Here is a 25,971-nt window from a genome sequence, read left to right on the forward strand (position 1 = left end):
ACGCACAGGTCGTCGCAGTCACGCTGTCGTATGGAACCCATTATCGGCATAGATCACCGATCCACTCATCGGCGCAGCTGCCGGACTGGCCAGGAATGCGGCGATGCCGCCAATATCCTCGATGGAAACCAGCTTGCCTGTCGGCGTGCGCTCGCGAACGCGGTCGAGCAATTCGTCGAAGCGCTCAATCCCAGAGGCGGCGCGGGTCATGACCGGCCCGGTGGACAGGGCAAACGCCCGGATATCGCGGTCTGCCAGATCGGCAGCCGCATAGCGGACGCTTGCCTCCAGCGCGGCCTTGACCGGGCCCATCAGATTGTAATTCTCGACCACGCGATCCGCGCCGTAGAAGCTGACCGTGATCAGCGATCCGCCTTCGGTCATAAGCGGTGCGGCAAGGCGGGCCATCCGCAGGAAGGAATGGCAGGACACGTCCATCGCCTGCGCGAAACCTTCGGCCGAGGAATTCACCACGCTGGTATGTAAATCCTCGCGCGGCGCGAAGGCGATGGAATGCAGCAGAAAGTCCAGTCGGCCCCAGTCCCGCGCGATGCGGTCGAACACCGCCTCAAGCTGCCCCGGAATGCGAACATCGCAGGGCAGGAACAAGTCCGCGCCAAGAGCATCGGCCACCGGGCGCACCCAGGGTTCGGCCTTGTCGTTCAGATAGGTCAGCGCCAGTTCAGCACCCGCATCGCGAAAGGCACGGGCACAGCCAGCTGCGATACTGGTCTCATTGGCGACACCGACGACAAGGCCGCGCTTGCCGGACAGATCGGCGACAGGGGTCATGCTCTGTTCCTCAGATTATGGGCTTCAGCCGCAATCACGCTTTCTTCGTCGGTCGGGATGACGAAAGCCTGCACGCGGCTGTCGGGTGAACTGATGCGCATGGCATTGGCCGCATTCGCGGCTGGGTCCAGTGTCAGGCCAAGCCATGACAAACGTTCGACCACCATAGACCGTATGGCGGGCTGATGCTCACCGATCCCGGCGGTAAAGACCAGCGTGTCCAGGCCGCCAAGCGTGACTGCCAGTCGTGCCGTCTCACCCGCAATGCGATGACAGAACAGATCGATAGCCTCGGCAGCCTCAGGGCAGTCGCTTCCCATCAACTCGCGGCTGTCTGCCTCAAAACCCGATACGCCAAGCAGCCCGCTTTCGCGGTAAAGCATCGCTTCAACCTCCGGCAGGCTCCATCCCATCGGACCCATGAGGTGCAGGATCACGCCGGGGTCCAGCGCACCTGATCGTGTCGCCATGGGAATGCCGTCGATGGTGGAAAAGCCCATCGAACTGTCCCGGCTGATACCGTCCTGCATCGCGCAGAGGCTTGCCCCGCTGCCCAGATGCGCAGCCACCACCTTTGCCCCCGGCTGCAGGCCAATGTCGGACAACGCACCCGCGATAAAGCGATAGGACAAGCCGTGAAAGCCGTAGCGTTTGATGCCCTGATCGTGCAGCGCACGGGGAATGGCAAAGCGGCGCACCACTGGCGCGTGGGTCGCATGGAACGCGGTATCGAAAGAGGCGGTCTGTACCACTTTCGGATAGAGGTCGCGCATCGCCCGGATCAGTCGAATGCTTTGCGGTTGATGCAACGGCGCCAGGGCCGCCAGCGCCTCGACCCGGGCCAAAGATTCGTCTGTGAGGATCGCCGGGCCTGCGAAATCGTCGCCGCCGTGAACCACGCGATGGCCGATACAAGTCAGGCGTTCAAAGTCGAACTGCGCGGACAGCCAGTTGAAGGATTGATACAGCACTGCCGTCAGATCGTCCTCCGCTGCGGTAAGCGGCATAGAAAGATGTCGGCCATACCGGCTCAGGCGGATTTCGAACGGGTCATCGCGAAAGTCGATCACACCGCGCGCGATGGACCGCGTGGTGTCGCCGACAATCTCGTAAAAGCCCAGCTTGATGGTTGATGAGCCGGCATTGAACGTCAGGATCAGATCGCCGCCCTTCATGCCAGCCCCCTCTCGGCCTTGCGCACCACCGCGAGCTTGGCCAGCGCCGCCGAGGCGATCCGCGCGGAGAGCGGGTCCGACCGGCTGGTCAGCACGATCGGCACCCGCGCGCCGAGGACCAGCCCCGCTGCGGTCGCCCCGGCAAAATAGATCAACTGCTTGGCCAGCATGTTTCCGGCCTCCAAGTCCGGCACCAGAAGCACATCTGCCTGCCCCGCAACGGGCGAGGTAATTCCTTTGGTCAAGGCCGCCTCGGGACTGATGGCATTGTCGAATGCCAGCGGCCCATCGACCAGCGCGCCAGTGATCTGGCCTCGCGCGGCCATGACCGTCAGCGCGGCGGCATCAAGGGTGGCGGGCATCGCGGGGTTCACCGTCTCGACCGCTGCCAGAACCGCGACCTTCGGCTGATCCATTCCCAGAAGGCGCAGCAGATCAACGGCATTCTGGCAGATGTCGCGCTTCTGCTCCAGCGTTGGCAGGATGTTGATCGCCGCGTCGGTCACGATCACCGGCTTGCCATAGGCGGGCACGTCCATGGCATAGACATGGCTGATCCGCCGTTCCGTGCGCAGGCCAGAGGTTTTCGATACCACCGCACCCAGCAATTCATCGGTATGCAGGCTGCCCTTGACCAGCAGCGACACCCGCCCCGCAACCGCCAGTTCCACCGCACGGGCGGCAGCGGCATGGCTGTGCTCGGTATTCTCGATCTCCATACCGTCGAGCGACACCCCGGCCTCTTCGGCGACAGCGCGGATCTTTGCCTCGGGACCGATCAGCAGGGGCACTAAGAGCCCCTCGTCGCGAACCTCCGCTGCCCCGAGGATTGCGGCCTTCGAGCAGGGATGAACGATTCCGGCGGCGACTGGCGGCAGGTTGCGCGCCTCCGCGATAAAGCGGTCATAGCGGCTGGCGGGCAGCAGAACCGCCTCTGGTGGACGGCCTGGCTCCCAGACGATTCCGGTCAGGGGCGCCATAACTGTCGCCACCCCTTCCAGCACCTGTTCACCGCGCTGATTGGTGCAGGTGGTTGTCAGCCGGACGATGTGATGCGCCTCGGCTTTTTCCACCACACGCACTTCGGCGGTGATGGAGTCGCCCGGCGACACGGGGCGCAGAAAACGGACTTCCTGCCCCAGATAGATAGTGCCCGGCCCGGGCAGGCGGGTACCCAGCACCGCCGAGACCAGCGCGGCCGTCCACATGCCATGGGCAACAATATGGCCGAACGGACCACTGGCCGCGAAACCGGCATCAAGATGCGCAGGGTTGATGTCGCCCGAAACGGCGGCAAAAAGCCCGATATCATCCTGACCGACCGTACGGGTCACGGAAGCATGGTCGCCGATCTTCAGTTGCTCGAACGTCCGGTTGGTCAAAGGCTGCATTGTCATCAGCGCCTCATTTCTGGAAGACATAATTGCCCGGTGCATCGCAGAGCACAGGATAGCCGGCTTCGGCTGCGCCCATGGTTGGCGTCGCCGCCCGTGCGCCGGACTGCCTTGCCAGCCACGCGGCCCATTCCAGCCACCAGGACCCAGGTACCGGATCATGCGCGGCCATCCATTCAGCGGCAGACAACAGCCGGTCGCCATGGGACTGGGTGGCGATCCGGTATCGGCGGCCGGGATGCCCCGGCTCGCTGACGATCCCGGCGTTGTGACCACCCGAGGTCAGCGCGAAGGTCACATCGCCATTGGTCAGCTGATGGATTTTGTAGACAGATTTCCACGGCGCCACATGGTCACGCTCGGTGCCCACCACGAACATCGGCAGGCAGATATTCTGCAACATTGCAGGCGCCCCCTCGACCATGAACCGCCCGGTGGCGAGTTCGTTGTCGAGATACAGCCGTTGCAGATATTCCGAATGCATCCGCCACGGCATCCGCGTGCTGTCGGCATTCCAGGCCATCAGGTCGTTCATCAGCATACGCTCGCCCATCAGATACTCATGCACCATCCGCGACCAGACCAGATCATTGGAGCGCAATAGCTGGAAGGCTCCGGCCATCTGATCGGCCGAGAGATAGCCCCGGTTCAACATCATGCTGTCGAGGAAATGCATCTGGCTCGGGTCGATGAACAGCGCAAGCTCGCCCGGTTCGGTAAAGTCCACCTGCGCCGCCAGAAGCGTCATCGAGGCCAGACGCTCTTCCCCCTCCCGCGCCATCGCGGCCGCCGAGATCGACAGGAGCGTGCCGCCGAGACAATAGCCCGCCGCATGAACCTTCGTTTCCGGTACGATTGCCGACACTGCATCAAGGGCTGCCATCACGCCGAGACGACGGTAGTCCTCCATACTCAGATCGCGATCCCCGGCATCCGGGTTGCGCCACGAGATCGAGAAGACGGTATGACCCTGCCCCACCAGCCAGCGGATCAGCGAGTTTTCCGGGCTGAGGTCGAGGATGTAATACTTCATGATCCAGGCAGGAACGATCAGCACCGGCTCCGGATGCACATCTTCGGTCGCAGGCGCATACTGGATCAACTCGATCAGGTGATTGCGGAACACCACCTTTCCCGGCGTCACCGCCACAGCCGCGCCGGGCGCGAAATCCTCCACGCCGGGTGGCAGCTGGCCGGTCATCTGGCGCGAAACATCCTCGGCCCAGTTCTTCCAGCCATGCCAGAAGTTCATCCCGCCGATTGCCCAACTGCGTGCCAGAATCTCGGGGTTGCAAAATGGGTTGTTCGAAGGCGACAGCATGTCGAGCCACTGCTTTGCCGCAAAGGACACCACATCCTCATGGTGCTTCATCACACCAGGCACCTCATGGGTCACATTGTGCAACCATTGCTGGCCCAGCAGGAAACTCTGCGCCATCCAGGAGAACGGCGGCTTTCGCCAACCATCATGCGTGAAACGGCGATCCCCCGGCAAAGGTTCGATAATCCATGGTGCCTCCGGATTTGCGGCATTTCCCATCAGATGCGCCATGATCCGGCCCGTCTTCCGCCCGGCCTTCCAGAGTAACTCGGCCTGCTTGCCCGGCGCCGAAGCCAGGTGAAACCCCCAGTCGAAAAATGCCAGCGCCGCAGATCCCGGCGACACGCCTCCCGTGACCTGACCCGCCAACGCTTCCCGCATCCGGTCAAGCGCCTGGAACGCCGCAAGACCAAGGGCTTCCTCATTGCCCTGAGTGACGTGCAGTGGCGCATGCTGGCTCAGGCGTCCTGGTTCTCTTGACGCAGGTTCCGACTGCATCGTGTCGCTATCCGCCATCAGCTCCCTCAAAAATCGCCGCATCAGGCTCGGATCATACCATCCCTCAAGTCAACCGCCGCTGACCTGGATCAAGGAAAGATCGCAAGTTGCACGATAAAATTCCGCATCAACCATGAAGGGAGACGTCTGATGACGGCGCAAACCAAGATCCAAGCCGATTCTTCGCCTTTTCTGGAGTTCGGCTGGTTCAAACATTTCTCAGATCTGGCGACACAGCCGCAACACTTTCAATCGGCGCTGTGGCGCGAAAGCATGCAAACCGCAGCAAGCCTTTCACAGTTGCAGGCGGACTGGCTTACCAAGCTCGCTTCAGTCAACAACCCGATGGACGTGGCCGCACTTACCAGCGCGCATTGCCAAAACCTCTGTCGCAAAGTGATCGAAGAAAGCACCCGCATGACAGGCGCAATCACTCCGGTCGCTCAGAAGGCGGATTGAGCAGCCCGCAGAAACCTGAGCTTCCCTGCTGCATCGGCATTGCCTCTTCATCATTACACGGTCTTCTCGCTGACGAAAATTAGTCGCGACCTCATGCCCATGCAGCGACTGACCTATAGCGAACGCCCTTGTGCAGACTGCACCGGACTGATCGCCTCTCCAACGAAAGGGTCGACTACCGAGGTATCTGCGGTCTCGACCGCGCCCTGCCACAGCTTTTCCTGCGCCGGCAGTTTCTGACGCAGCCCTGTCTCGTCGCCGTGCCAGCGATCATTGAAGGCGTTGCGCAGAGCCCGCCCGGAATAGCGCCCGGGCCAGTCGATCCGCCGGAGCGTATCGACAATTCGGGTGCGGATAGTGTCGTTGCCGTAATGGGCCAGCGAGGGTTCGACCGTGCGTTGGTCAACAAGTGCCTCCTGCGTTCCCCAGACGCCCGGCTGCGCGGCAAGAGCTGCCGAAGTTCTGCTCGGCTTTCGCGGCACCAAGGAGGGCTTCGAGAACGATCCGCGCAAGAACAAGGCCCGCCGCCTGGTCACGCATGGGATCAAGATGATTCGCGGCGGTTATCGGTTGCTGTTGCGCTATCCGATAAAGACACAGCCAGAGTGACACAAAGACCCTCCGGCCTGTCTTCCTACGTCCCGCGCCTCAGTGTTAATCCTTCAACATGCAGCGAAATCTCTACCATCATCTTGGCTGGCATCACGGCATCGAACTTTTCGAGGCCGCGTTCAGCACCCAGACTTTCGGACGCCACGCCCATGAAGGCTTTGCCATCGGCGCAATCGCCGAAGGCGCGGGCGGCTATGTCTGCCGGGGCGAGAGCATGGTTCTGCCGGCCGGTTCGCTGTCGCTCATGAACCCCGAGGAACCCCATACTGGCCATGCCGCCGCAGGCCGGGTGCGCTACAATATGCTCTATGCTTCCGAGGACGCGGTGCGCGCAATTCTCGGCTTGCGGCATCTGCGCGGGTTTTCCGCTATCGCACCGCAGGACCGGGGGTTGAAGGTGACGCACGCACTCGCTGCGCTGGCCCATCGCCTCAACACCCAAGCAACGGCGGATTGGCAGATCGCCGTCGAAGAAGCCACCCATGACGTGCTGGTTCAGGCGTTCACCCACTATGGCGGGGCCGAGCTGCGTGCGGCAGGCCGAGAGCCGGCCGCCGTCAGGCTGGTCAGGGCGCGGATCATGGCCGGGGTTGAAGCCGGCGAGGCGCTGACCCTCGCCGAGCTGGCGGGCGAGGCCAGCTTGAACGTGTCCTACCTGATCCGCAGCGTCAAACGCGCGACAGGGCTGACGCCCCACGCCCATATCGTGCAGGCCCGTGTCGATCACGCGCGCCGGATGCTTCTGGACGGCACGCCAGCCGCAGAGGCGGCCATTGCGGCCGGCTTCTGCGATCAGGCGCATCTCATCCGGCAGTTTCGCCGTCACTATGGCGTGACGCCGGGTGCGCTGGTCCGGCACTGAAAGGTCAATTTGATCCAATCCCGATAGGGCCGAACCATGTCAGAGCGTTCCGAAAAAAAGACCGTTCTTCATGTCGTTCAAGCCCGTCATTATCCTAGCCGAAGACCTGCCCACAGGTCTGAAGACCAATTTCGCCGCCGTCCTCGGCATGAGCCTCGGCCAGTTGCGGCCCGAACTCGTCGGAGCCGCGACACCGACGCAGGACGGCGTGACGCTTTCGGGCATCACCAGCGTCGCCCTGCCGGTTCTCGGTGCGCCAGCCTCCGATCTGCCCGCCTTGTTTCTTGCCGCTGAAGACCTGCCGATCCGGCTGGCCTATCTGCGCTCGGCTTTCGAGGCGCGGGATTATGCCGATTATACCGCCCGCATCGCCGCCGCGCCGCTGGCCGGCCACGCGCCGCAAGCGATCCTGATCGGCGGTCCCCGCAAGGCCGTGGACCGCATTTGCGGCCGTCTTCCGCTGCTGCGCTGACCCATGCCGCCGTTCGAGACGCTTCTTGCCATGTCCGGCTTCGCGCTGGCTGCCTCCGCGACGCCGGGGCCGGTCAACATCATCGCGCGATGACGGGCGCACGCTATGGCGCTGCACGGGCGCTGGCCTTCGTCACCGGCGCGACCGCGAGTTTCCTCGTTCTGTTTCTCGCCTTCGGCACGGGTATGCTGGCGGGAACGGGCTGGATATTGGCGCTTGCCAAGCCAATGACCCTGATCGGCAGCGCCTATCTGCTCTGGATGGCGTGGGGCCTCGCACGCGATGACGGCACGGTGGAACGGCAAGACCTTGACCATGCGCCGGGCTTCTGGTCGGGCGCGCTGGTGCAGGGATTGAACCCGAAGGCATGGCTTGCCGTGTTTTCCTCGCTATCGACCTTCGTGCTGCCGCTGGCGGATCGCGCGACGGGGCTAATGGTCTTCGCCGCGCTGTTCGGCTCGATCTGGTGGCTGTTGCTCACGCTATGGGCATGGGGCGGCGTGCGGATCGGTCAGGGCCGGATGCGCCTGTTCAACTGCTTGATGGCGCTGGCGCTGGTTCTTTCCGTCGCGTGGATGCTTGCCGGGACGTTTATGTGAAGCCTTCGAGCCCCGACATCGATTTACCCATGGGAGCTTTCGCCGCAAGAATCAGGCATGAAAGTCTGCCTTGCGCGACGGATACCCGCTGAGATCCCGCAGACTATAGCTTCATTTCTGATCAAGACATGATCGGAGAACGAAGTCAGTTGAGGAACGCCTATTTCGCACTGCCTTTGGAAACGCGGCTGACATTCCCACACCTTCAGGAAGCCATTGCCCGACCTTAGCACTGCATCTGAAGTGCCCTGTAGTTCTATCTTGCCGGAGCACGCTGTTCGTCGCGCAGGCGGTCCCTGACCTGCTCATAGATCTCTGTGACCCCAGGCATTGCGATGGTTACGGCCAGACCGAAGGTAACGGACTCATCCAACCGCTCTCCCTGATCCGGTTCGCGCTGTATCCAAAGCGGGATGGTCATCTCAGCCGTCACAATCGCCGCTTTTTCTCCGCGCCAGGAGCGAGTGTACACAGTGCCGCGGTTGGTCTGGTTGAAATCTGGCTGATCCGGGTGGGCTTTAACGCTGAGTTGAGCGATCCCATCCGGATCCAGTATCTTCATCCTGACAGACCGGTAAGAGCGGCGCGCCGCGACGACTGGCGTAAACCAGGCCAGCGTGGCGGAGAAGGAGTGCGGCCTCGGCTTGCCTCCATAGGCAGCTGGAATCGGTATAGAGATCGGCACCCGCTGTTCAGGTCCGACCTCTCCTGTTGCCCAGAAGGTTGCACGATCTCCTGCACAGGCGACTGCTTCATCTGCATCGACCGGGCCGTAACCGACAAAACGCCGAATATTGTCCTTCTGCTTGGAGGCCTGCCCGCTTCCCTGTGGCCCGAGCAGCCGGCGTACGAAGGCTGCCGTTGCATCTGGCCAGCGTGCAGGATGCACGAGGAGAGCCTTGAGGAGGGCCGCGCGGTTTCTTGGGGGCAATTGAAGGAAACGGTCTCCGTAGGCGGCTTCAAGCGCGTCGTGAATCCTGTGTGCCGTGCGCGAGGCAATGGATGTCGCAGCACTCGTGCCATTCGTATAGCTCTCGGACCCTTCAAGACCTTGACCGGAGGGTGGTGAAGCAACTCTCAACCCCGCACCCCGGCCAGGCCGGCCGGGGGAGACCCGGATTGCCCCGCCAGCCCCGCTTGCAACGACGCGGAGGTGCTCGCGCGCACCCGGCATCAGCAGATCGGGTTTTACTGCCCCTGCAAAACCCGGCCCAAGGGCACTGGATGGATTTGAAGTGTCCAGGACTGGGTAGGGATCGACATTCGCACGCGCGGCCGCGCGGTCGGTTATCGACACCCAATCTGAATTCTTGGCACCCACCGTCAATCCGTTCACGGTTTCGCCCGGAGCAAGAAGCCTTCTGTCCGCCTGAATGCCGACGATGGCCTGGATCAGCGCTGCGGATCTGGCGTCTGGTGTCGCCCCCTCGAAAGCCAGACTGGTTGCGAAGGCCGGAACCTCGAAATCCCGAACGACATTGCCGGCGCTGACAAGGAAGAGGATCCCGTATCGGTGAGCCAGACGGTCGAGGAGTCGGGCCCATGGGGACATTTGCCCCTGAAACTGGCGGTGACGGTTACCGAGGGACAAATTGACGATGATGACATGCCGTGCGGTCGGGTCAGCGCCATCACGCATCTGCACGATCGCCTGATAGATGACATCCACGATCAATCTGTCCTGCGGAAACTCGTCGGAGGTTCCGAGGACAGGTATGCAATGAATCTGTCGCGGCAAAGGCGCTTCGGTCCGGTTCCGGTCCCCATGTATGATAAGAGAAGCCATCGCGGTGCCATGTACCCGCTGGCTTACCAAGGCGGCCGGCTCCAGTCCGAAATGGTCTTCGACGATCAGATGGCGACGCAGCAAGGGGTGCCCCGCAACAGGAACGCCGTCCAGAAGCGCAAGGATGGCATCCTTCGAGAGCTCACCATCTGGTGCTGCTGCCTGGAGCGGCAGCATGTCTTCGACCTCGACTGCTGTCGCCACGCTTTGAGGGCGGATATGCATCACGGAATCCAGGCCAGCGATACTGGACTGCGCCCGCTCAATGATCGCCAGGATCGCACGAACCGGCAGTCGGGCCAGAACCGCATGATACGCTATGTCAGCCAGCCTTGCGCGGCTGACGATACTGCCGTCATGCGCCCGAATTGCCTTTGTCAGTTCGGCTTCGTTGGAGGCCCCTGCCCTCTCCGCTGCGCGGAAAACCAGTTCGATTTCCAAAGCAATCATATCGTCGTCGCTACGCCCTGCGACCTGCTCGGCGAGGATATCACGGTCTGACCCCTGCACCCTGTCTGAGGGCCCCCACGGGCGAAGATCGCGCAAACAATCGAACACATCCCGCCACGGAGCGAAGCCGGTCCCAAGAGTACCGGAGCGTAGCCAAATCGTCCAAAGCCGGAGGATCTGGGACAAGGCTGTGGCATCTGGCACGAGAAGATAGGCGACCGGCTGCTTGTCATCGTCGGAGGGTAGCAGCTCCTCCTCGTCTATCAGTTCAAGGCCTGGCACCTTTTTGATCGCATTAGCAAAATTCTGAATGCTTCCCCGAGCCTCAAAGACCAGCAATCGTTCAGGTGCCAGCGCAGACGGATCTTGCCTGAGTTCAAGACCAGCCGGGTCTCGCGCGAGGACATCTGCAAGGCGCTGAAACCTGGGACCAAGCTTCTTACCCTGAGCGTCCCGCTGGTACTTGGGCAGTGGCGGCGGAAAGCCGGGGCTATCCTTCTTCAGGCGCGGACTTGGCTTGCCGGGTTCGAGCCGCAGCAGTGGTTTTCCCGGGTCGCTGACCATTCAGTAATGCCTCCGGCCTCACTCGGGAGGCCCAGAGATCGAGTTCGATCTTCAGTGCCGCGTCGACGGAAACCTCTCCCAGCCCCAATATCTGCCTGCGGCGCACACTCTGGCAAAAATCCAGCGCCTCGGCATAGCTCACTGCCCCGAGTTTTCCCGCAATGGTGCGGATCGCAAGGCGTGGTCTATCTGGCCAATGAGAGATCACCCGGTCAAGAAATTCTTCAACTCTGGCGGTATCGGGGGCTGGAAAATCAAGGCGTAACTGGAAGCGCCTCCAGACAGCTTTATCCAGCAGTTCTCCGTGGTTTGTCGCCGCCACGACGATGACATAGCTCGGTAGCTGGTCGAGTTGCATCAACAGGAAAGAGACGACCCGCTTGATCTCGCCCGTTTCGTGTGTGTCACCACGCTCTTTACCGATCGCATCGAATTCATCGAAGAAGAGGACGCTCGGACGGGTACGAACATAGTCAAAAAGCTTCCGAAGCCGTGTATTGGTTTCGCCCAGATAGCTGCCGATCAGAGCGTCGTACCGGACCACAAAAAACGGAAGGCCAAGTGCCTCGGCGATGGACTCGGCAAAAGAGGTCTTTCCGTTTCCGGGAGGTCCCGAGAGCAGCACGCGATGTCGCGGCTCATAGCCATGCGCCCGCAGTACATCGGCCCGAACGTGTTCCTGCACCAGTTGACGCCCGTTTTCCTGGACGGGCAGCGGCAGCAGCAACTGCTCCATTCGGGCCCGCGGATCGACCTCCAGAATGGCTTCCTTGCCTGCTCCTGACAGGATCGCGGCGGATGTCAGGGGTGGCGGTGCGACGGGAACATTGGCCATCGCCTTCTCAAGACGGTCGGCGACGATATGATGGTTTTGCGCGCGCTCTTCTGCCACGAGCGCCTCGGTCGTAGAGCGCAGCATTTCCCGATCACCGGCAGCGCCGGCGCGCACAAGGGCTATCAGGAGGTCACTTCGCGCCATGGTTCAATCAATCAGAGGTCTCGCTGCTTCGCTGAATCCTAAACGGAATTTGAGGGAGTGTCTTGCCCACAAATCACTCCAGGGCCATATATGGCCGCCCGCGGCGGACGGGGGAGACGTTACTCGTCCCCATAGCCCCGGTTGCGCTTCGTTCGTGCGAGTTTGAGCAGGGCGTTGATCGCCTGTCCCTCGTCGCCATGCCGCTCGACCAGCAGCTGACCACGGCAGCCGATCCTGCCCCATTCGCGGATCAGACTGGAGCCGCCGAAAAGATCGCGCTCGATGGTCATCCGGTAAAACCGCTTCATGTTGCAGGAGGCATCGATCCGTTTCAACTTGATCTCGCGCGGGAAGACCTCACATTGCACCGGCAAATCGAACATTCCAGGCTCCAAACCCATTAGACGGAATCTTCTCAAACCACGTTTGTTCTGTCAATGTTCCCTCTTATTCCGATTTCCCCGACTCGGGAGAGCCAGATGTGCAATTTATATTCCCATGCCAAGAGCCAGGACGCGATGCGCAAGGTGTTCCAGGAGGTCATGGAACCCGATGAAGAGCTAATCGACGACACCGGAAACCTCCCGCCGATGCCGGGCATCTGGCCCGACTATCGCGCACCGATCATTCGCCCTGCCCCGGGGCGAGGCTGGCAGCTGACCAAAGCAAGATGGGGCATGCCGACCCCGCCCGCCTATCTAGAAGGCAAGCGCACGGACCCCGGGGTGACCAATATCCGCAATGCAGCTTCGCCGCATTGGCGCCGATGGCTCGGGGTCGAGCATCGTTGCCTGGTCCCCTTCACCAGCTTTTCCGAGATCGACGGAAGGGCTGGTGCGCCGCGCAACCATCCGGTCTGGTTTGCCCTCGGGCCAGATCGACCGCTGGCCTTCTTCGCCGGCATCCGAACCGAATGGACCTCTGTGCGCAAGCTGAAGGAAGGCGAGGTGACGGCCGAGTTGTTCGGATTCCTCACCTGTGCCCCCAATCGCGAGGTGCGACCGGTCCATGAGAAAGCGATGCCGGTGATCCTGACCCGATCGGAGGAGTGGCGGACCTGGTTGACGGCGCCAACAGAACAGGCTCTGCGCCTGCAGCGACCCCTGCCCGACGGCGCCCTGGAAATCGTTCTGGAGGGCGCGCGTGAAGATCCTGCGTGACCGGCCACTCTCGACGGCCATGACCGACCCCTTCAGCCTGGCCCCTGCCCGTGTCCTTGAAGCGGAAGGCGCGGGCAGAAACACCTTCGCTCTCTTCCAGGCCTCCCGGCACCCGGGTCCGCTCTTCTGGATTCTGCCGCAGCACGAACCCCTGCGCCCCATGGCACGGGGATTGCCGGCCGGCATCGGCGAACGCCTGCATCTGATCGAGACCCGCTCGGAAACCGACCTTCTCTGGGCGATCGAGGAGACCTTGCGGGCACGGCCTTCCGGCCTCGTTATCGGCGAACCTGCCAAGCCGCTCAGCCTGACCGCAGGACGGCGGCTTCAGCTGGCCGCTGAGGCCGGGCAAACCACCGGCCTGCTGCTGATCCGCGAAGGTCAGGGATGCAACGCGGCCGAGACCCGCTGGAAATGTGATCCGGCAGCCGGGCCTGCGGACTCGACTCGCCATCAGTGGAGTCTTAATAAGAACAAATCAGGAACTCTTGGACTCTGGGCCGTACAGTGGGATGGCGCGACGACTGCTTGCCATATGGTTTCCGAGGCTGGCCAGTGACGTCAGCCTGCGGACGCGCCCCGTCGAGGGGCCCTTTGCCCTGACGCATCGCGCGGGCAATGCCGATGAGCTGCGCTGTCTCAATGCCGCTGCGCAAGCTCAGGGTCTGCATCGCGGCATGCCCCTGGCAGATGCCCGCGCCCTTGTGCCCGATCTGGCGACCCGCCTCGCGGATCCCGTGCGTGAGACGGCAGCCCTTGTGGCTTTGCGCCGGTGGGTGGTGCGCTATGCGCCCCAAGTCGCAACAGACGGCGATGACGGGTTGATCGCGGATATCACCGGGGTCGCACATCTCTTTGGCGGCGAGGAGGATCTGCGCGGCGATCTCCAGGCCCGGCTGATCCGGGCGGGGCTGAACGCGCAAAGCGCGATTGCTGGCAGCCGTGGCGGCGCACATGCGCTGGCGCGGCATGGCGGCGGGATCGTGCCCGATGGCTTGCTGGCGGAACGGCTCGGCCATCTGCCGGTCTCGGCGCTGCGTATCTCGCCGGAGATTTCCGAGGGGCTGTCGCGCATGGGGCTTTCTCGCATCGCCGATCTGATCCCCCTGCCCCGGGCTCCGCTCGCGCGCCGGTTCGGGGCGGGGCTGGTCACGACGCTGGACCAGATGCTCGGCACCATGCCTGAGCCTGTCGGTGCCCAGCCCGAGGCGCCGCAGTTCGGGGTACGGATGACCCTGCCCGAACCGATCGGGTTAACGGGTGATGTCATGGCGGGGCTGGACCGTCTGCTCGAGCGCCTTTGCGGCAAACTGGCCTCAGCCCATATGGGCGCGCGGCGCGTCCGGTTGGAACTGCGTCGGGTCGACAAGGCGACCGTCACGGTCGAGGTTGGTCTTGCGCGGGCAATGCGGGATCCCGAGCGCATATCGGCGCTGTTCCGCAAGGGCGTCGAGGAGGTCGATTCCGGCTATGGGATCGACGCGCTTCGGATCGAGGCCGTGGTGACCGAACCCCTGGCTCCACAACAGATCGGAGAGGCGAAGGTCCGGCAGGAAGACGAGCTCAACGACCTGATCTCCCGCCTCGGCAATCGGCTGGGCTTCGACCACGTCCTGCGGTTTCTGCCCGCCGAGAGCCGTATACCGGAGCGCAGCTTCCTGACGGTGCCAGCCGCCTATAGCGAGGCGACCTCCCTGCCCTTCCGCAAGCGTCCCCGCCGACCGGCCATGATTTTCCCGCCGGAGCCGGTCACCTCCGCCTCCGGGCATCCCCCGGCGCGGTTTCGCTGGCGTCGAATGAGCTTCACCACCCTGCGCGCGGCCGGGCCGGAGAGGATCACTCCGGAATGGTGGCTCGATGATCCCGCCTGGCGCAGCGGCGTTCGGGACTATTGGCGGATCGAGACGAAGGAAGGGCCACGGCTCTGGCTCTTCCATACTCCCATGGCTCCGGCCTGGGCCGTGCAGGGGACATTCCTGTGACCGCCTATGCCGAACTTTGTGTCACCACCAACTTCACCTTCCTAACGGGCGCTTCGCATCCCGAAGAACTGGTGACGCGGGCAGCCGAACTGGGGCTGACGGCCATCGCGATCACCGACCGGAATTCGGTGGCCGGTGTGGTTCGGGCCTTCTCGGCACTGGAGGAATTGGCGCGGCTGCGGGAAGCCGAACATGCCGGTGACGAAGGTCCGGCGATCCGGTCAAAGCAGGTTACCGATCCGTCCAGCCGGCAGCAGCTGTTAAGCGGCCAGACCCCGAGCGTTGCGGGGATGCAACCGGAGAGCCCCCTGCCCCGCCTGATCCCCGGCGCCCGTCTGGCCTTCACCGACAGTCTCGTCGAATGGCTGGCCCTGCCCACAGATATAAACGCCTGGTCGCGGTTGACCCGGCTCCTGTCCCTCGGCAAGCGCCGCGCCCCAAAGGGCGAGTGCTATCTGCAGGAGGCGGATCTGCTGGACTGGGGCCTGGGCATGATCCTGATCGCGCTGCCGCCAGATGTCCTGGACGCCGAGCCGCCCGCGCTGCATCGGATAGAGACCAGCCTTCGACAGGTTTCCCGCAGATTCGCCGGGCAATGCTATCTCGGGGCAGCGCCCTTCTATGACGGACAGGATCAGGAGCGGATAGACCGGATCGCCATCCTCTCCCAGGCCACCGGCTTGCCCAAGGTCGCCGTGGGTGAAGTCATGATGCACCGCTCGGCACGCCGGCCGCTGGCGGATGTGCTGACCTGCCTGCGTGAGGGCTGCACCATCGATACCATCGGCGAGCGACGGCTGGCCAATGGTGAACGCCGCCTGAAGTCCGGCGCCGAGATGGCCCGGATGTTCCATCGTTACCCGGCGGCGATCCGCCGCTCGGTCGAGATCGCAGACCGCTGCGCCTTCCGGCTCGACCAGCTGCGCTACCAATACCCCGATGAAGCACAGGATGGCGAACCGGCACAGGCAAGGCTGGAGCGTCTGGCCCGTGAGGGACTCCAGCTTCGGTATCCCGACGGGGCCCCGCCAAAGATCTTGACGCGGGTCGAGAAGGAACTGCGGCTGATCGCCGAGGTGGATTACGCACCTTACTTCCTGACGGTCCATGACATCGTGGTCTTCGCACGGTCCCGTGGGATCCTCTGCCAGGGGCGCGGCTCGGCCGCCAATTCGGTGGTCTGCTATCTTCTTGGCATAACCGAGGTCCCGCCGGAGAGCATTACCCTGATCTTCGAACGTTTCATCTCGAAGGACCGCGGCGAGCCACCCGACATCGACGTCGACTTCGAGCACGAGCGGCGGGAAGAAGTGATCCAATGGATCTATGAGCGCTACACACGCGAGCGCGCTGGCCTGACCGCTGTCGTGATCCATTTCCGGTCCCGGGCTGCGATCCGTGAGGTCGGCAAGGTCATGGGGCTGAGCCAGGATGTGATCGCCCGGCTCTCGGGGCAGATCTGGGGATCATCTTCTTCGGCTCCGGGAGAGGACCGATTGCGGGATGCCGGGTTGAACGCGGACAACTCCCGTGTCGCGCTGGCCATGCAGCTGATTGGCGAGATCATCGGCTTTCCCCGGCACCTGTCGCAGCATGTCGGCGGTTTCGTCATCACTCATGGCCGGCTGGACGAGCTGTGTCCGATCGAGAACGCGGCCATGGAAGATCGCACCGTTATTGAATGGGACAAAGACGATATCGACGCACTCGGCCTTCTGAAGGTGGATATCCTTGCGCTTGGCATGCTGACGGCTATCCGCAAAGCCTTCGGGTTGATCGAGGATCACCGGGGCAGGAGGCTGACGCTGGCAAATGTCCCGACGGAGGATGGTCAGGTCTATGAAATGCTCTGCCGTGCCGATGCCATCGGGGTTTTCCAGGTGGAAAGCCGGGCGCAGCTCAACTTCCTGCCCCGTATGCAGCCGCGCAAATTCTACGATCTCGTCTGCGAGGTCGCCATCGTCCGGCCTGGCCCGATCCAGGGCGGCATGGTGCATCCCTTCATCAATCGCCGACAGGGGAAGGAGAAGGTCGAGGATCTGGGCTCTGCGATGATGGAAGTGCTTGGACGCACCTATGGTGTTCCGCTGTTTCAGGAACAGGCGATGCAGATCGCCGTGGTCGCGGCGGGCTTCTCGCCGGTGGAAGCGGACCGGCTGCGCCGCAGCCTCGCGACCTTCAAACGCATGGGAACCATTGGCTCGTTCCGGGATCGGTTCATCGGCGGCATGTTGGCACGCGGCTATGACGCCGAGTTCGCGGCACGCTGCTTTGCTCAGATCGAGGGCTTTGGCAGCTACGGGTTCCCGGAAAGCCACGCCGCGAGCTTTGCGCGGTTGGTCTATATCTCAGCCTGGCTGAAGCATCATCATCAGGCGATCTTCACCTGCGCATTGCTGAACGCGCAACCGATGGGCTTCTACGCACCTGCGCAGCTGATCCGGGATGCCCGGGATCACGGTGTCGAGGTGCGGCCGGTCTCGGTGAACCATTCGGAATGGGATTGCACGCTGGAGCGCCGCCCGGACGATGCGCTCGCCTTGAGGCTCGGGTTCCGACAGATCAAGGGCATGCGGGAGGAAGATGCGGGCTGGATCGTCGCCGCCCGTGGTAACGGCTATCCCGATGTCGAGAGCCTGTGGCGACGGGCAGGGGTCCATCCTGATGCGCTGGAGCGCCTGGCGGAAGGGGACGCCTGTGCCTGCCTGGGGCAGAACCGGCGTGACATGCTGTGGCAAGCGAAATCCCTGAAGGCGCCAAAACCGCTGCCATTGTTCGGCATGGATGGGGAAGGGGGCACGGAGCCTTCTGTGCATCTTCCGCAGATGACTCTTGGACAAGAGGTGATCGAGGACTATCTGGCGCTTCGGCTTTCGTTGCGGGCTCATCCGCTGGAGCTGTTGCGGCCAAACTTGCCGGAAAGCCTACCACATGAGCGGCTGGTTGGGGCGAAGGGCAGGGTGATCGTCACGGGCCTCGTCATCACCCGGCAACGACCGGGAACCGCGTCTGGCGTGGTCTTCCTCACACTGGAAGATGAGACCGGTGTTGCCAATGTCGTGGTCTGGAAGAATGTCTATGAGGCCTTCCGAAAGGCGGTGATTGCCGGACGGCTGTTGCGGGTGACTGGCAGGATAGAGCGGGATGGCGCCGTCGTTCACCTCGTTGCAGAGCAGATTGAAGATCTTTCGCCGCGCCTTGCGACGATTGGGCAGCAGTTGAAGATCGGGGCTGAGACCGAGCGGGCAGGGGAGACGATGCGGCCGATCCGAACCGGGGGCAGGGCGGTTGCGCGGCATCCTCGCGAGCAGGCGCGAAAGCTGTTCCCCAGCAGGGATTTTCACTGATCATCAGATAGATTCGTGGACGTTTGTCACGTAAACCCTTGTCTAAGCGTGGTTTCCGGCCGGAAACTGTCTGTGTCTGTGCGCGGCAGTAAGGGATCGAAACATTCGATGGACGTTAAGTGCACCGTTTTGAGCTTTTTTCAGTAGCGAGTGCAGGTAAACAGCTGGTTGCCTGATTTGGGGATAAGCTTGTGTGAGGCCAAGAACTGCTAGAGTGTGACCCTGCTCTCCAAGTACGGAGCGAGCGTCTTGCAGCATACTTTCTCGAATACCTAGGCTCGGACCTAGCTGGTTGGCCAGATTGCAGAGGTCACTCCATGTCTTCGGTGGGGTAAGCGCGAATTCCATAGCTGTGCTGGCACGCGCTAAGCATTCGCCGAGTGATACGGGGGCGCTTTTGTGGTGGTTTGGCTTTGTTGCAGGTGCTGTTTGTTCTAATTCTATAGATTCTTTATTTGAACTATGAATGTCTCGGTCAATTTGACCGTCGCTGTCGGACAAATTTGTTGATTCATGCTCGCATGATTGGAGTCTTTGAGCCGATGTGAAGTCATCCAGCTTGGAGATTGCGTCTTCCAAGGCTTCTACTGAAGTGTTTCGGCGCAGAAGTCTGTACAGTGACAAGAGGTCCTGTTCACGTTCGGGATGGCGTTGGATGGTTTGGTAAAGGCGATCCCTAAGCAGGGCTTTACGGGCTTGGATCTGAGCTGCTGTATATGCTTCCTGTTCCGCAAGAGCTTGTAGTCGCGGAAGGGCATCTCGCAACGGGGAAACGTCGAAACCATATGACAGAACAATGAAGCCCGTCTCATCGCGGACCGTGTAACGCTTTCGATTGGGACTTTGCTGCCGATAGATAAGTCCGATGCTTTCGAGTCTACCGAGGTGGCGCCGCAGGGTTCGTTCGTCGATGCCGTCGCAGCGCTCCTGCAGCGTGGTGTTGGAAGCATGGACGAAGGGTGAGCGGTTCCAGTCCTGAGTAGGGATAAGCGAGAGAAGTCCTCTCAGAACGGCAATGCTCCGATCCTTGAGACCCAGGGCTTTGCGGGCTTTTCGGACGATATCAAAAGCGGCCCAGCGAGGGTCAGTGGGCGCAAGCGAACAGGACGCCTGGCGACGGTATTGTTGGATGTTCTGCATGTCACTTCACGCAGACAGAGGAATCCTGATGATATCTCGAACTGGAGATGCAAAAACCTGCTGCGTCCTGCGGTAAGCAGCGGGACAAAAGGTCAGCAATGCCCAAAATTCTTCCGTTCACCGCTTATGCGATGTTGCAGTAGAATCAGCCCTGAGCTAGAGTCTCGCTATACACTGTGCGAAAAAAGGGTTGGCGCCCTTTCTAGCTTCGGGCCTCTCGGGATACCTCTCGGGAGGCCTTTTCTGTCTGATTTGTGCTCCTCTATTGTTGCTGCTCTGTCTTTTTCTGTGCTTCAACAAGCGCAAGAAGTGCTTGTTCAGGGTTTGTTGAGATCCACTGATGCAAGGCCTGCGAACTTGCACTTGTGACAGTGATGGTAGCACTGCGCGTATTGGACCTGACGATGCCGATCCTTGATGCTGCGCTTTGCGGTGCAACCGACTTCTGACGAGATGATGTGGCTTTGAGCGCCGCAGATACCATACGTTCCAACTCATCGAAACGGTCGTCAGAGATCGCGCCACGATCACGCATCTCTAAAACACCAAGCACAAATTCGCGTTGGTTTCCGGGCGGAAACCCTGCTTTTTCAATCATTTGCGCTACTCTATACCACCGGTCCCTACCGACCTTGTGGGCGGGTCCAACAGCGTCTACAAGCCCATGGTCGAGCTTGCTCATGACTTGCCTCATCCGAGAGAGCCCGGTGAGTTTTTCGCCGCTCCTTCGGGCTTTCTGGTCGATGTTGAGCGCATCGCAAATCAGTTCGTCTGACTTTCCTGCGTCGTCCAACTGCTTGGCGAAGAGTGCCTTCTCAATCCAGCTCAAGTCTTTACGAAAGGTGTTCTCTTGACCTTGCGCAATAATAGCCTCGTCTTCCTCGAGGTCCCGAACCAAGGCCTTGGCGGGCAGATCGAGGCTACGCAATGCGGCGAGACGCCGTCTCCCGTAGACAATCCGAAACCTGCCGCCCGCCGATGGACTGACAAGGATCGGGATCAGCTGGCCCTGTTCGCGAATGCTGTTGGCAAGGTCTATGACGTCCGGATCGTCGTCCGCAATTCGGTCTTTGAACTGGGATTCATCAATGAGCTTGGTCTCTATTTCTCGGATACTCGACGCCGCGGCTGCGTGAAGTGACTTGGCCATGGCAGAAAGAGACGGCGCTTTGGACGGCGCATCGGACATGGGTGGTTGTTGGGGGAGGGGGCTTCCAGTCTCATCTCCGGCTATTTCGAAGCGGATTTTTCTAGCCATGATCAGGTGTCCTTCCGGTGCCAGGCGGACTGGATCAGCGCTTCAATTTCGGAGACGACGCCATTGATCGACTCGATTGCGCGATCATAAGTCTGGCGGGTGAAGTCACTGCGGCTGATCTCATAAAGTGTCTGTTGCGTCAGACCCGCGTCAGAAACGGCGGAGGATTTGAGGAAAGTTTGGGTCAGAACATCGTCGCCGAACATTGTCCGCAGGAAGGCCGCCATCTGCGTTTGCGGTCCGTCATTCGGCTCAAAACGCGTAATGAGGAACTTCATAAAATCCCAGTCAGGTGACGCCCCGACATCTGCAATTGTCTCCATGAGAGTGGCAGCGAGCTGTAAAAACTGCGCCATCGAGGCGACGTCGAGCATGCTTGGCACAACGGTCACGAGTAGACCCGTCGACGCCACAAGCGCAGAGAGTGTTATGAACCCGAGCTGCGGCGGACAGTCAATTACCACTACATCGTAGTCGTTTTCGACGTCTGCGATGCACAGGGCAAGCCGCTGATAGAAAGGCGGCTGCAGATTGTGCCTTAGCGCATGGGCCGTCTCTGTCTCAAACTCTGACAGAAGGAGACCGGCGGGAGCCAAGTTCAGATTGTGAAAGTAGGTCTTTCTAACGATGTCGTTGAAAGGAACGGGGTTTTCATACCTCATGGCATCGTAGACCGTGCCCATTTCGGCGAATTCAATTTCCGGGCGAAGCCCGAACATCGATGTCAGGCTTCCTTGAGGATCAAGATCGATTGCGAGGACGCGGTAGCCATCTAGGGCGAGCTTCTGGGCTAAGTGAATAGCAGTGGTTGTCTTTCCTGCTCCGCCTTTGAAGTTCGCTACTGACAGAATCTGAAGCTTGTCGTCGGCGCGCCGACCGGGGACCAGATACTGGAACTTCTTGGCACGGCTATCCTGCGCGATGATATGGCGTGTGGTATCAACTTGCTCGGCCGTGAAAGAGCGTCTGCCACGACTGTCCGTCTCGACCTCAAGCTCAACCTTGTCATTGAAGAACTGCTTGCGAAGATGATCTAGAGAAACCCCGATCAAGTCTGCGGCTTCAGCAGCGCTAAACCGTCTCAACTCCTTGGTCGCATCAGGAAGAAACGAGTTCCGCATGTTCGTATCGAGAGAACGGCTTAGGCGGGTTGCCATGGCCTGGATCCTGCGGTCGATGCGGGTTGCCTGCTCGTTCATCATACGCCTCGTGTCCGGCTGTTCCGGCTCTACTGCTCTGTGAACGCTTGCTTGGTTTATTTTTCTGTTTAGCGTTCTTAGGCAGAAATGGCAGGAACGCGAGGTTCTTACAAGCTTTTTTCTCCTCTACATGTTGCTGAGCGCGCGCATGGTAACGCTGTATCTGGAGGGCAAGGATGCCAAGTAACAGGTAAGTTACTGATTAAAAATGAAAATAATCGCGATAGGCGCGGAGGGGTGCGCAGGCTTCAGTTGAAGGCGCTCCCGCCGCTCTGCCGTTGCCTCTCTCTGGACGGCGAATCGACGTTTCCGCGAATGGCAAGAATGTGTGCCAGTGTTGGGTCGCTTTCCATACGATCATAGGCCCGCTGCCTTCGTTAGGTTGACCCTGAACCTGTCGCGGCGGCGCTGATACCGCCGAGTCATCTCCGCACTGGCATGGCCGAGTTGCTTCTGGACGTGGCGCTCATCGACCTCAGCCGATGACGCTAGTCCGGCGCGCAGCGAATGGCCCGAGAAGAGGGCAGGGCGGTCCTTTTCCGGCAGATCACCGCGTACCCCCGCCGCCAGTGCGGCCCGCTTGACCAACCGCGCCACTTCCCGGTCGTTCAGGCGCAGCGGACCGGGTTCGCGGCCCTTCCCGGTGATGCGGCGGAACAAAGGCCCCTGGCTGATGCGGGCGAGCTTCAGCCATAGTTCCAGAGCCTCGACGGGGCAGGTGGCGGCCGAGGAGCCGCGCCCGATCTCGACCTCGCGCCAGCCGGTCTTGCCGCGCAGGGTCACCAGCAGGCCGGCGGTCAGCACCTCGATCCAGCCGCGTCCGTCTTCGGTCTGGTCCCGGCCGGCGTCCAGACCGGTGATTTCGGAGCGCCGCAGACCGCCGGCGAACCCGATCAATAGCATCGTGCGGTCGCGCAGACCTCGCAGGCTACCGCGGTCGCAGGTCTCCAGCATCGCCAGCAGATCCTCCGGCAGGATCGCCTCTTTCTGGCGCGGTGGCGCTGCATGGCTGTTGCGGATACCTGCAAGGACGGTGGCAATGTGGCGATCACGCCGGTCAAGGTTTAGCCCGCGTTGCGTATATGCCCAGACCAGCGCCGAGAGCCGTCGCTCGATGGTGGAAACGGCGTTTTTACGGCTGCCCACGGACTTCGCGCCAGAAGCGCAGGCGGTGATGTAAAGGCCGACAATCTGCGGATCGGGTTGAGCCGCGTCCAACCCCTCACGTCGACACCAGCCGGCGAAATGCTTCCAGTCGGCGGCATAGGCCTTGCGGGTATTGGCGGAGCTGGCGGCTTCGGCATATCCGCGGGCGCGCTCGGCGAGATCGCGCAGGGCCGGGGGCTGGTGGTCCAGCAGGGCAGGGGAGGGGGCCGCGCTCCCGGTCGGGTCAGAGGTCATGGCGGCGCTCCAGCAGACGGACCAACATCCGGCGTTGCTGGTCCTGAGCGCCGAAGAACACCGCGAGGATCCGGATCAGATCCGCGGCATCGTCGGCAATGAACCAGAAGGTCGCCTTTCCGAGCGTCAACTGACGCAATCCCGGCAGCATGTCATCATGACGGCTGCCGCGATGCGGGGCAGTCGCGATGCGCTGCGAGTCGTCCAGGATGGCAAGCAGCCGCTGTCCGGCCCGTTCGTTTGCCTCGGTTGGGCTGTCGCCGAAGGAGAGGTAGCTTTCGACCAGATGATCGAGGATCAGAGAAAAGTCTCGCTCGGCGGCAGCGGCGAATTCGATGCGCCAACTCATTTCGTGGCGATATCGCCGGGTTGGGCTCCGGCAAGGGTGCCGACGCGGCGGCGCATCTCGTCGGCGGTGACGAAGGGACCGGACAGCCGTTCCGCTAGGAGAGCTTTCAGAGCAGCGCGCTCCAGTTGTTCATCCTCGGCCCTCTGGCGCAGCAGATCCAGCCCGTGCTGCACGACGGCGCTGACCGAGGCAAAGCGACCGTCCTGCACCTGCGCCCGGGCAAATGCATGATGCTCGTCGCTGAGCGAGATCGAGGATTTCACGGTCATGGCGATGCTCCTTGCGCCCTTCAATGGTATGACTGGGTGGTATGCCCGTCAAGCTTTCCCGTGGAGACCACAGCAGAGCAGGGCGCCGCCGAGACGTCCCAAGCCCGAATTCAAGCCGTTTTGGCGGTCAGAACGCTCATCCTTCTATAGAATACCAAAACGACCGATAATGCAACCTTATTGGACATTATGTAGGAGTGACAGACGCGGCGGATAATACCATAATATGTAGCATAAAACGCCGATGACTGCTAGCGTTCTGGCATGTCCCGTGCCCCGAAACCGCTTCCGACGTCCCCAACTCCTCCGGTCCTGCCGCGATGGGTCCGGCAGGCTTCGGGTCGCGATGATATTGAAACAGTGATGTTTTGCGCGGGTGCGGCCCTTGCCGCGCTCGACCCGATTGCAAGGTCTGAGGACCCGGTTGGCATCCTGTGGCGCAAACGCCTGGCCCTCTCTGCTGCAGCGGCGGTTTCCGGGCTGGAAGGACGCCGGGAAGGTGAAGCGCAGCTGCGTGATGCCTTTGCCCTGCGCAAACCCGGCGATGATCCTGGCCCTGCCGGGCGGATACTCATCGGCTGGCGCGCCCTTTGCGAGGCGCGGGCGCTGCGATCTGCGGACTGGCCCGCGCGCCTGCCTGGCTTCTTCGATCTGCCACCCGAACCGGCTTCGGAGCTGTTGCGCGATCTTGGCGCGCGGTTTGTCGGGCGCACCCCGCCTTTGCGGTTTGCTGCCGAGGCAGCGCGTGAACTTCTCGCCTTGGGCCCGGCCCATCGCGGTCTCGCGCTCTGGTTGGCCGATGCTCTTCTGGCCCGCGCGCTCGGTCAAGACTGCCCGGTGCCGCTGCTCGCAGCGCATCTGCCGCGCGCAGCTTTCCGACTGGAGGGCGAGGCATGGGTTGCGGCCTGCGCTGCGGCCTGGGGCAGGGGGGCAGTTGCCGCCTTCGATCTTCACGTCGATCTGACCCGCCGCGCCACTGCTTTGCGCGCGGCAAATCTGCGGCGGCCGGGAAAAGACACCGCCGCCATCATAACCGCACTCCTGACCGAGGATGCGCTGGCGGCCCAGGCCGGGGCCGAGGCCAGTGATCGCGCCGCGCGGCGGCTGTTTGATCGCCTGACGTCCCTCGGGCTGGTGCGCGAACTGACCGGGCGACCGACCTTCCGACTGTACGGGTTGTGACGATGGCCAGGAAATCATCTGAGCCGCTGGACACCGAACTCGCCGATTTGCCGCAGGCTGCGCGCTGGCGCGAATGGATGGCGCGGGTCGAGGCGGTGCTCTTTGCATCCTCCGAACCGGTGGGCCGGGATGTGCTTGCCCGACTGGTCGGTCGGGGTTGCGTGCTCGATCTGCTGATCGAGGATATTTCTGCCGAACTGGCGGGGCGTCCTTATGAAATCGCGCGCATTGCGGGAGGCTGGCAGTTTCGCACGCGGCCGCAACACGCAGGCGCGATCCGCGTGGCGCGCGGTGAGGGAGATGCCATTCGCGATCTGACCCAGAATGAGGCGCTGGTTCTGACCATCATCGCCTATATGCAGCCGGTGACGCGCGGCGCGATCTCGCGCCTGACCGGCCGTGAGGTCAGCCGCGATTTGATCTCCCGCCTGCACCGCCAGACCCTGATCGCCCGCGGCCCGCGCAGCCCCGAACCCGGCGCGCCTTACACCTATGTCACCACGCCGGGGTTTCTGGCGCAGTTCGGGCTGGAAACCCTGCGAGATCTGCCGGACCTTGAGGCGCTCGAAGATGCGGGGCTGCTCAAGCCGGAGAGAGACATCGCGCTGGATCTGCCGATTGCGGGGGAGGACGTGGGGTAAAATGAACGGGTATGTTCGTCTCTGCAGCACGTGGGTTGCGAAGGTGAGGTTAGGGCTGTTCTTGGTGTGGCGAGGCAGAA

General features: G+C 61.9%; 25 protein-coding genes. 11 read left to right on the forward strand and 14 right to left on the reverse strand.

Features of this window, described 5'->3' with window-relative positions:
* Positions 1 to 18: 18 nt before the first annotated feature.
* The 4 genes from fabI to HOY34_RS07825 are packed head-to-tail and all read right to left on the reverse strand — an operon-like array spanning position 19 to position 5,198.
* On the reverse strand, positions 19 to 792 hold the full coding sequence (fabI, locus tag HOY34_RS07810; protein WP_172361540.1) for an enoyl-ACP reductase FabI: 774 nt from the start codon (positions 790 to 792) through the stop codon (positions 19 to 21).
* Complete coding sequence (locus HOY34_RS07815) at positions 789 to 1,967, reverse strand: acetate/propionate family kinase (protein WP_172361542.1); 1,179 nt, start codon at positions 1,965 to 1,967, stop codon at positions 789 to 791. Before HOY34_RS07815 ends, fabI begins: the two co-directional genes overlap by 4 nt.
* Positions 1,964 to 3,364 carry a bifunctional enoyl-CoA hydratase/phosphate acetyltransferase gene (locus HOY34_RS07820; protein ID WP_172361544.1) on the reverse strand — a complete coding sequence of 467 codons (1,401 nt, stop codon included), beginning with the start codon at positions 3,362 to 3,364 and terminating at the stop codon, positions 1,964 to 1,966. The genes HOY34_RS07815 and HOY34_RS07820 overlap by 4 nt, the downstream gene beginning before the upstream one ends.
* 7 nt (positions 3,365 to 3,371) lie before the next feature.
* Positions 3,372 to 5,198, reverse strand: coding sequence for a PHA/PHB synthase family protein (locus HOY34_RS07825; protein ID WP_253944306.1), 1,827 nt, complete (start codon positions 5,196 to 5,198; stop codon positions 3,372 to 3,374).
* A gap of 132 nt (positions 5,199 to 5,330) precedes the next feature.
* Between HOY34_RS07825 and HOY34_RS07830 the strand changes: the two genes are divergently transcribed.
* Entirely contained in the window at positions 5,331 to 5,639 is a 309-nt protein-coding gene (locus tag HOY34_RS07830) for a phasin family protein (protein ID WP_172361546.1), read from the forward strand.
* Between the two features lie 113 nt (positions 5,640 to 5,752).
* Here the strand turns inward: HOY34_RS07830 and HOY34_RS22050 are convergent, their stop codons facing one another.
* On the reverse strand, positions 5,753 to 6,121 hold the full coding sequence (locus HOY34_RS22050; RefSeq protein WP_253944319.1) for a hypothetical protein: 369 nt from the start codon (positions 6,119 to 6,121) through the stop codon (positions 5,753 to 5,755).
* On the opposite strand from HOY34_RS22050, the gene HOY34_RS07835 reads away from it, so the two are divergent.
* The 4 genes from HOY34_RS07835 to HOY34_RS07850 all read left to right on the forward strand — a co-directional run bounded on the left by HOY34_RS07835 (position 6,033) and on the right by HOY34_RS07850 (position 8,184).
* The gene (locus tag HOY34_RS07835) at positions 6,033 to 6,248 is read left to right on the forward strand and encodes a DNA -binding domain-containing protein (protein ID WP_366926933.1); all 216 of its coding nucleotides are present in this window, start codon (positions 6,033 to 6,035) and stop codon (positions 6,246 to 6,248) included. The two genes, HOY34_RS22050 and HOY34_RS07835, sit on opposite strands and share 89 nt — an antisense overlap.
* 58 nt (positions 6,249 to 6,306) lie before the next feature.
* Positions 6,307 to 7,113 carry an AraC family transcriptional regulator gene (locus HOY34_RS07840; protein ID WP_172361548.1) on the forward strand — a complete coding sequence of 269 codons (807 nt, stop codon included), beginning with the start codon at positions 6,307 to 6,309 and terminating at the stop codon, positions 7,111 to 7,113.
* 70 nt (positions 7,114 to 7,183) lie between these two features.
* A complete protein-coding gene (locus HOY34_RS07845) occupies positions 7,184 to 7,585 on the forward strand; it encodes a DUF2000 domain-containing protein (RefSeq protein WP_172361550.1) in 402 nt (133 codons plus the stop codon).
* Positions 7,586 to 7,674: 89 nt separating this feature from the next.
* A complete protein-coding gene (locus tag HOY34_RS07850; RefSeq protein WP_172361552.1) occupies positions 7,675 to 8,184 on the forward strand; it encodes a LysE family translocator in 510 nt (169 codons plus the stop codon).
* Positions 8,185 to 8,440: 256 nt separating this feature from the next.
* On the opposite strand, the gene HOY34_RS07855 is transcribed toward HOY34_RS07850, so the two are convergent.
* The 3 genes from HOY34_RS07855 to HOY34_RS07865 all read right to left on the reverse strand — a co-directional run bounded on the left by HOY34_RS07855 (position 8,441) and on the right by HOY34_RS07865 (position 12,346).
* Positions 8,441 to 10,984: a S8 family peptidase gene (locus tag HOY34_RS07855; protein WP_172361554.1), complete on the reverse strand. Its 2,544-nt coding sequence runs from the start codon at positions 10,982 to 10,984 to the stop codon at positions 8,441 to 8,443.
* Positions 10,911 to 11,963, reverse strand: coding sequence for an AAA family ATPase (locus tag HOY34_RS07860; protein WP_172361556.1), 1,053 nt, complete (start codon positions 11,961 to 11,963; stop codon positions 10,911 to 10,913). Before HOY34_RS07860 ends, HOY34_RS07855 begins: the two co-directional genes overlap by 74 nt.
* Positions 11,964 to 12,082: 119 nt before the next feature.
* Positions 12,083 to 12,346 (reverse strand): WGR domain-containing protein, encoded by a 264-nt coding sequence (locus tag HOY34_RS07865; RefSeq protein ID WP_172361558.1) that lies wholly within the window; start codon positions 12,344 to 12,346, stop codon positions 12,083 to 12,085.
* Between the two features lie 96 nt (positions 12,347 to 12,442).
* On the opposite strand from HOY34_RS07865, the gene HOY34_RS07870 reads away from it, so the two are divergent.
* Genes HOY34_RS07870 through HOY34_RS07885 form a run of 4 tightly spaced genes read left to right on the forward strand, consistent with a single transcriptional unit; the run spans position 12,443 to position 18,452 of the window.
* A complete protein-coding gene (locus HOY34_RS07870) occupies positions 12,443 to 13,123 on the forward strand; it encodes an SOS response-associated peptidase (RefSeq protein WP_172361560.1) in 681 nt (226 codons plus the stop codon).
* Complete coding sequence (locus HOY34_RS07875) at positions 13,107 to 13,682, forward strand: ImuA family protein (RefSeq protein WP_366926934.1); 576 nt, start codon at positions 13,107 to 13,109, stop codon at positions 13,680 to 13,682. Before HOY34_RS07870 ends, HOY34_RS07875 begins: the two co-directional genes overlap by 17 nt.
* Positions 13,636 to 15,105 (forward strand): Y-family DNA polymerase, encoded by a 1,470-nt coding sequence (locus HOY34_RS07880; RefSeq protein ID WP_172361562.1) that lies wholly within the window; start codon positions 13,636 to 13,638, stop codon positions 15,103 to 15,105. The genes HOY34_RS07875 and HOY34_RS07880 overlap by 47 nt, the downstream gene beginning before the upstream one ends.
* Complete coding sequence (locus HOY34_RS07885; RefSeq protein ID WP_172361564.1) at positions 15,102 to 18,452, forward strand: error-prone DNA polymerase; 3,351 nt, start codon at positions 15,102 to 15,104, stop codon at positions 18,450 to 18,452. Before HOY34_RS07880 ends, HOY34_RS07885 begins: the two co-directional genes overlap by 4 nt.
* Positions 18,453 to 18,494: 42 nt before the next feature.
* Here HOY34_RS07885 and repC read toward each other — a convergent pair whose 3' ends face one another.
* The 6 genes from repC to HOY34_RS07915 form a co-directional block, all read right to left on the reverse strand.
* Positions 18,495 to 19,592, reverse strand: coding sequence for a plasmid replication protein RepC (gene repC, locus HOY34_RS07890; RefSeq protein WP_172361566.1), 1,098 nt, complete (start codon positions 19,590 to 19,592; stop codon positions 18,495 to 18,497).
* A gap of 262 nt (positions 19,593 to 19,854) precedes the next feature.
* The gene (gene repB / locus HOY34_RS07895) at positions 19,855 to 20,850 is read right to left on the reverse strand and encodes a plasmid partitioning protein RepB (protein WP_172361568.1); all 996 of its coding nucleotides are present in this window, start codon (positions 20,848 to 20,850) and stop codon (positions 19,855 to 19,857) included.
* A gap of 2 nt (positions 20,851 to 20,852) precedes the next feature.
* Positions 20,853 to 22,049 carry a plasmid partitioning protein RepA gene (gene repA, locus HOY34_RS07900; RefSeq protein WP_172361658.1) on the reverse strand — a complete coding sequence of 399 codons (1,197 nt, stop codon included), beginning with the start codon at positions 22,047 to 22,049 and terminating at the stop codon, positions 20,853 to 20,855.
* Positions 22,050 to 22,406: 357 nt separating this feature from the next.
* Positions 22,407 to 23,450, reverse strand: a complete 1,044-nt coding sequence (locus HOY34_RS07905) for a tyrosine-type recombinase/integrase (RefSeq protein WP_172361570.1) — start codon at positions 23,448 to 23,450, stop codon at positions 22,407 to 22,409.
* Positions 23,440 to 23,799, reverse strand: coding sequence for a type II toxin-antitoxin system RelE/ParE family toxin (locus tag HOY34_RS07910; protein WP_172361572.1), 360 nt, complete (start codon positions 23,797 to 23,799; stop codon positions 23,440 to 23,442). Before HOY34_RS07910 ends, HOY34_RS07905 begins: the two co-directional genes overlap by 11 nt.
* Complete coding sequence (locus tag HOY34_RS07915) at positions 23,796 to 24,068, reverse strand: ribbon-helix-helix domain-containing protein (RefSeq protein ID WP_172361574.1); 273 nt, start codon at positions 24,066 to 24,068, stop codon at positions 23,796 to 23,798. The genes HOY34_RS07910 and HOY34_RS07915 overlap by 4 nt, the downstream gene beginning before the upstream one ends.
* A 264-nt stretch (positions 24,069 to 24,332) precedes the next feature.
* Here HOY34_RS07915 and HOY34_RS07920 point away from each other — a divergent pair, with 264 nt between their 5' ends.
* A complete protein-coding gene (locus HOY34_RS07920; protein WP_172361576.1) occupies positions 24,333 to 25,250 on the forward strand; it encodes a DUF1403 family protein in 918 nt (305 codons plus the stop codon).
* A 2-nt stretch (positions 25,251 to 25,252) separates the two neighbouring features.
* Positions 25,253 to 25,891: an SMC-Scp complex subunit ScpB gene (gene scpB, locus HOY34_RS07925; RefSeq protein WP_172361578.1), complete on the forward strand. Its 639-nt coding sequence runs from the start codon at positions 25,253 to 25,255 to the stop codon at positions 25,889 to 25,891.
* Positions 25,892 to 25,971: the final 80 nt, after the last annotated feature.

The organism is Pseudogemmobacter hezensis, assembly GCF_013155295.1.
GTDB classification, from domain to species: Bacteria; Pseudomonadota; Alphaproteobacteria; order Rhodobacterales; family Rhodobacteraceae; genus Pseudogemmobacter; species Pseudogemmobacter hezensis.

Bases quoted from the DNA above. Each gene is read 5' to 3' on its own strand.
- fabI (WP_172361540.1), bottom strand. From the start codon at position 792: ATGACCCCTGTCGCCGATCTGTCCGGCAAGCGCGGCCTTGTCGTCGGT.
- HOY34_RS07815 (WP_172361542.1), bottom strand. From the start codon at position 1,967: ATGAAGGGCGGCGATCTGATCCTGACGTTCAATGCCGGCTCATCAACC.
- HOY34_RS07820 (WP_172361544.1), bottom strand. From the start codon at position 3,364: ATGACAATGCAGCCTTTGACCAACCGGACGTTCGAGCAACTGAAGATC.
- HOY34_RS07825 (WP_253944306.1), bottom strand. From the start codon at position 5,198: ATGGCGGATAGCGACACGATGCAGTCGGAACCTGCGTCAAGAGAACCA.
- HOY34_RS07830 (WP_172361546.1), top strand. From the start codon at position 5,331: ATGACGGCGCAAACCAAGATCCAAGCCGATTCTTCGCCTTTTCTGGAG.
- HOY34_RS07840 (WP_172361548.1), top strand. From the start codon at position 6,307: ATGCAGCGAAATCTCTACCATCATCTTGGCTGGCATCACGGCATCGAA.
- HOY34_RS07845 (WP_172361550.1), top strand. From the start codon at position 7,184: ATGTCGTTCAAGCCCGTCATTATCCTAGCCGAAGACCTGCCCACAGGT.
- HOY34_RS07850 (WP_172361552.1), top strand. From the start codon at position 7,675: ATGACGGGCGCACGCTATGGCGCTGCACGGGCGCTGGCCTTCGTCACC.
- HOY34_RS07855 (WP_172361554.1), bottom strand. From the start codon at position 10,984: ATGGTCAGCGACCCGGGAAAACCACTGCTGCGGCTCGAACCCGGCAAG.
- HOY34_RS07860 (WP_172361556.1), bottom strand. From the start codon at position 11,963: ATGGCGCGAAGTGACCTCCTGATAGCCCTTGTGCGCGCCGGCGCTGCC.
- HOY34_RS07865 (WP_172361558.1), bottom strand. From the start codon at position 12,346: ATGTTCGATTTGCCGGTGCAATGTGAGGTCTTCCCGCGCGAGATCAAG.
- HOY34_RS07870 (WP_172361560.1), top strand. From the start codon at position 12,443: ATGTGCAATTTATATTCCCATGCCAAGAGCCAGGACGCGATGCGCAAG.
- HOY34_RS07880 (WP_172361562.1), top strand. From the start codon at position 13,636: ATGGCGCGACGACTGCTTGCCATATGGTTTCCGAGGCTGGCCAGTGAC.
- repC (WP_172361566.1), bottom strand. From the start codon at position 19,592: ATGCAGAACATCCAACAATACCGTCGCCAGGCGTCCTGTTCGCTTGCG.
- repB (WP_172361568.1), bottom strand. From the start codon at position 20,850: ATGGCTAGAAAAATCCGCTTCGAAATAGCCGGAGATGAGACTGGAAGC.
- repA (WP_172361658.1), bottom strand. From the start codon at position 22,049: ATGAACGAGCAGGCAACCCGCATCGACCGCAGGATCCAGGCCATGGCA.
- HOY34_RS07905 (WP_172361570.1), bottom strand. From the start codon at position 23,450: ATGACCTCTGACCCGACCGGGAGCGCGGCCCCCTCCCCTGCCCTGCTG.
- HOY34_RS07910 (WP_172361572.1), bottom strand. From the start codon at position 23,799: ATGAGTTGGCGCATCGAATTCGCCGCTGCCGCCGAGCGAGACTTTTCT.
- HOY34_RS07915 (WP_172361574.1), bottom strand. From the start codon at position 24,068: ATGACCGTGAAATCCTCGATCTCGCTCAGCGACGAGCATCATGCATTT.
- HOY34_RS07920 (WP_172361576.1), top strand. From the start codon at position 24,333: ATGTCCCGTGCCCCGAAACCGCTTCCGACGTCCCCAACTCCTCCGGTC.
- scpB (WP_172361578.1), top strand. From the start codon at position 25,253: ATGGCCAGGAAATCATCTGAGCCGCTGGACACCGAACTCGCCGATTTG.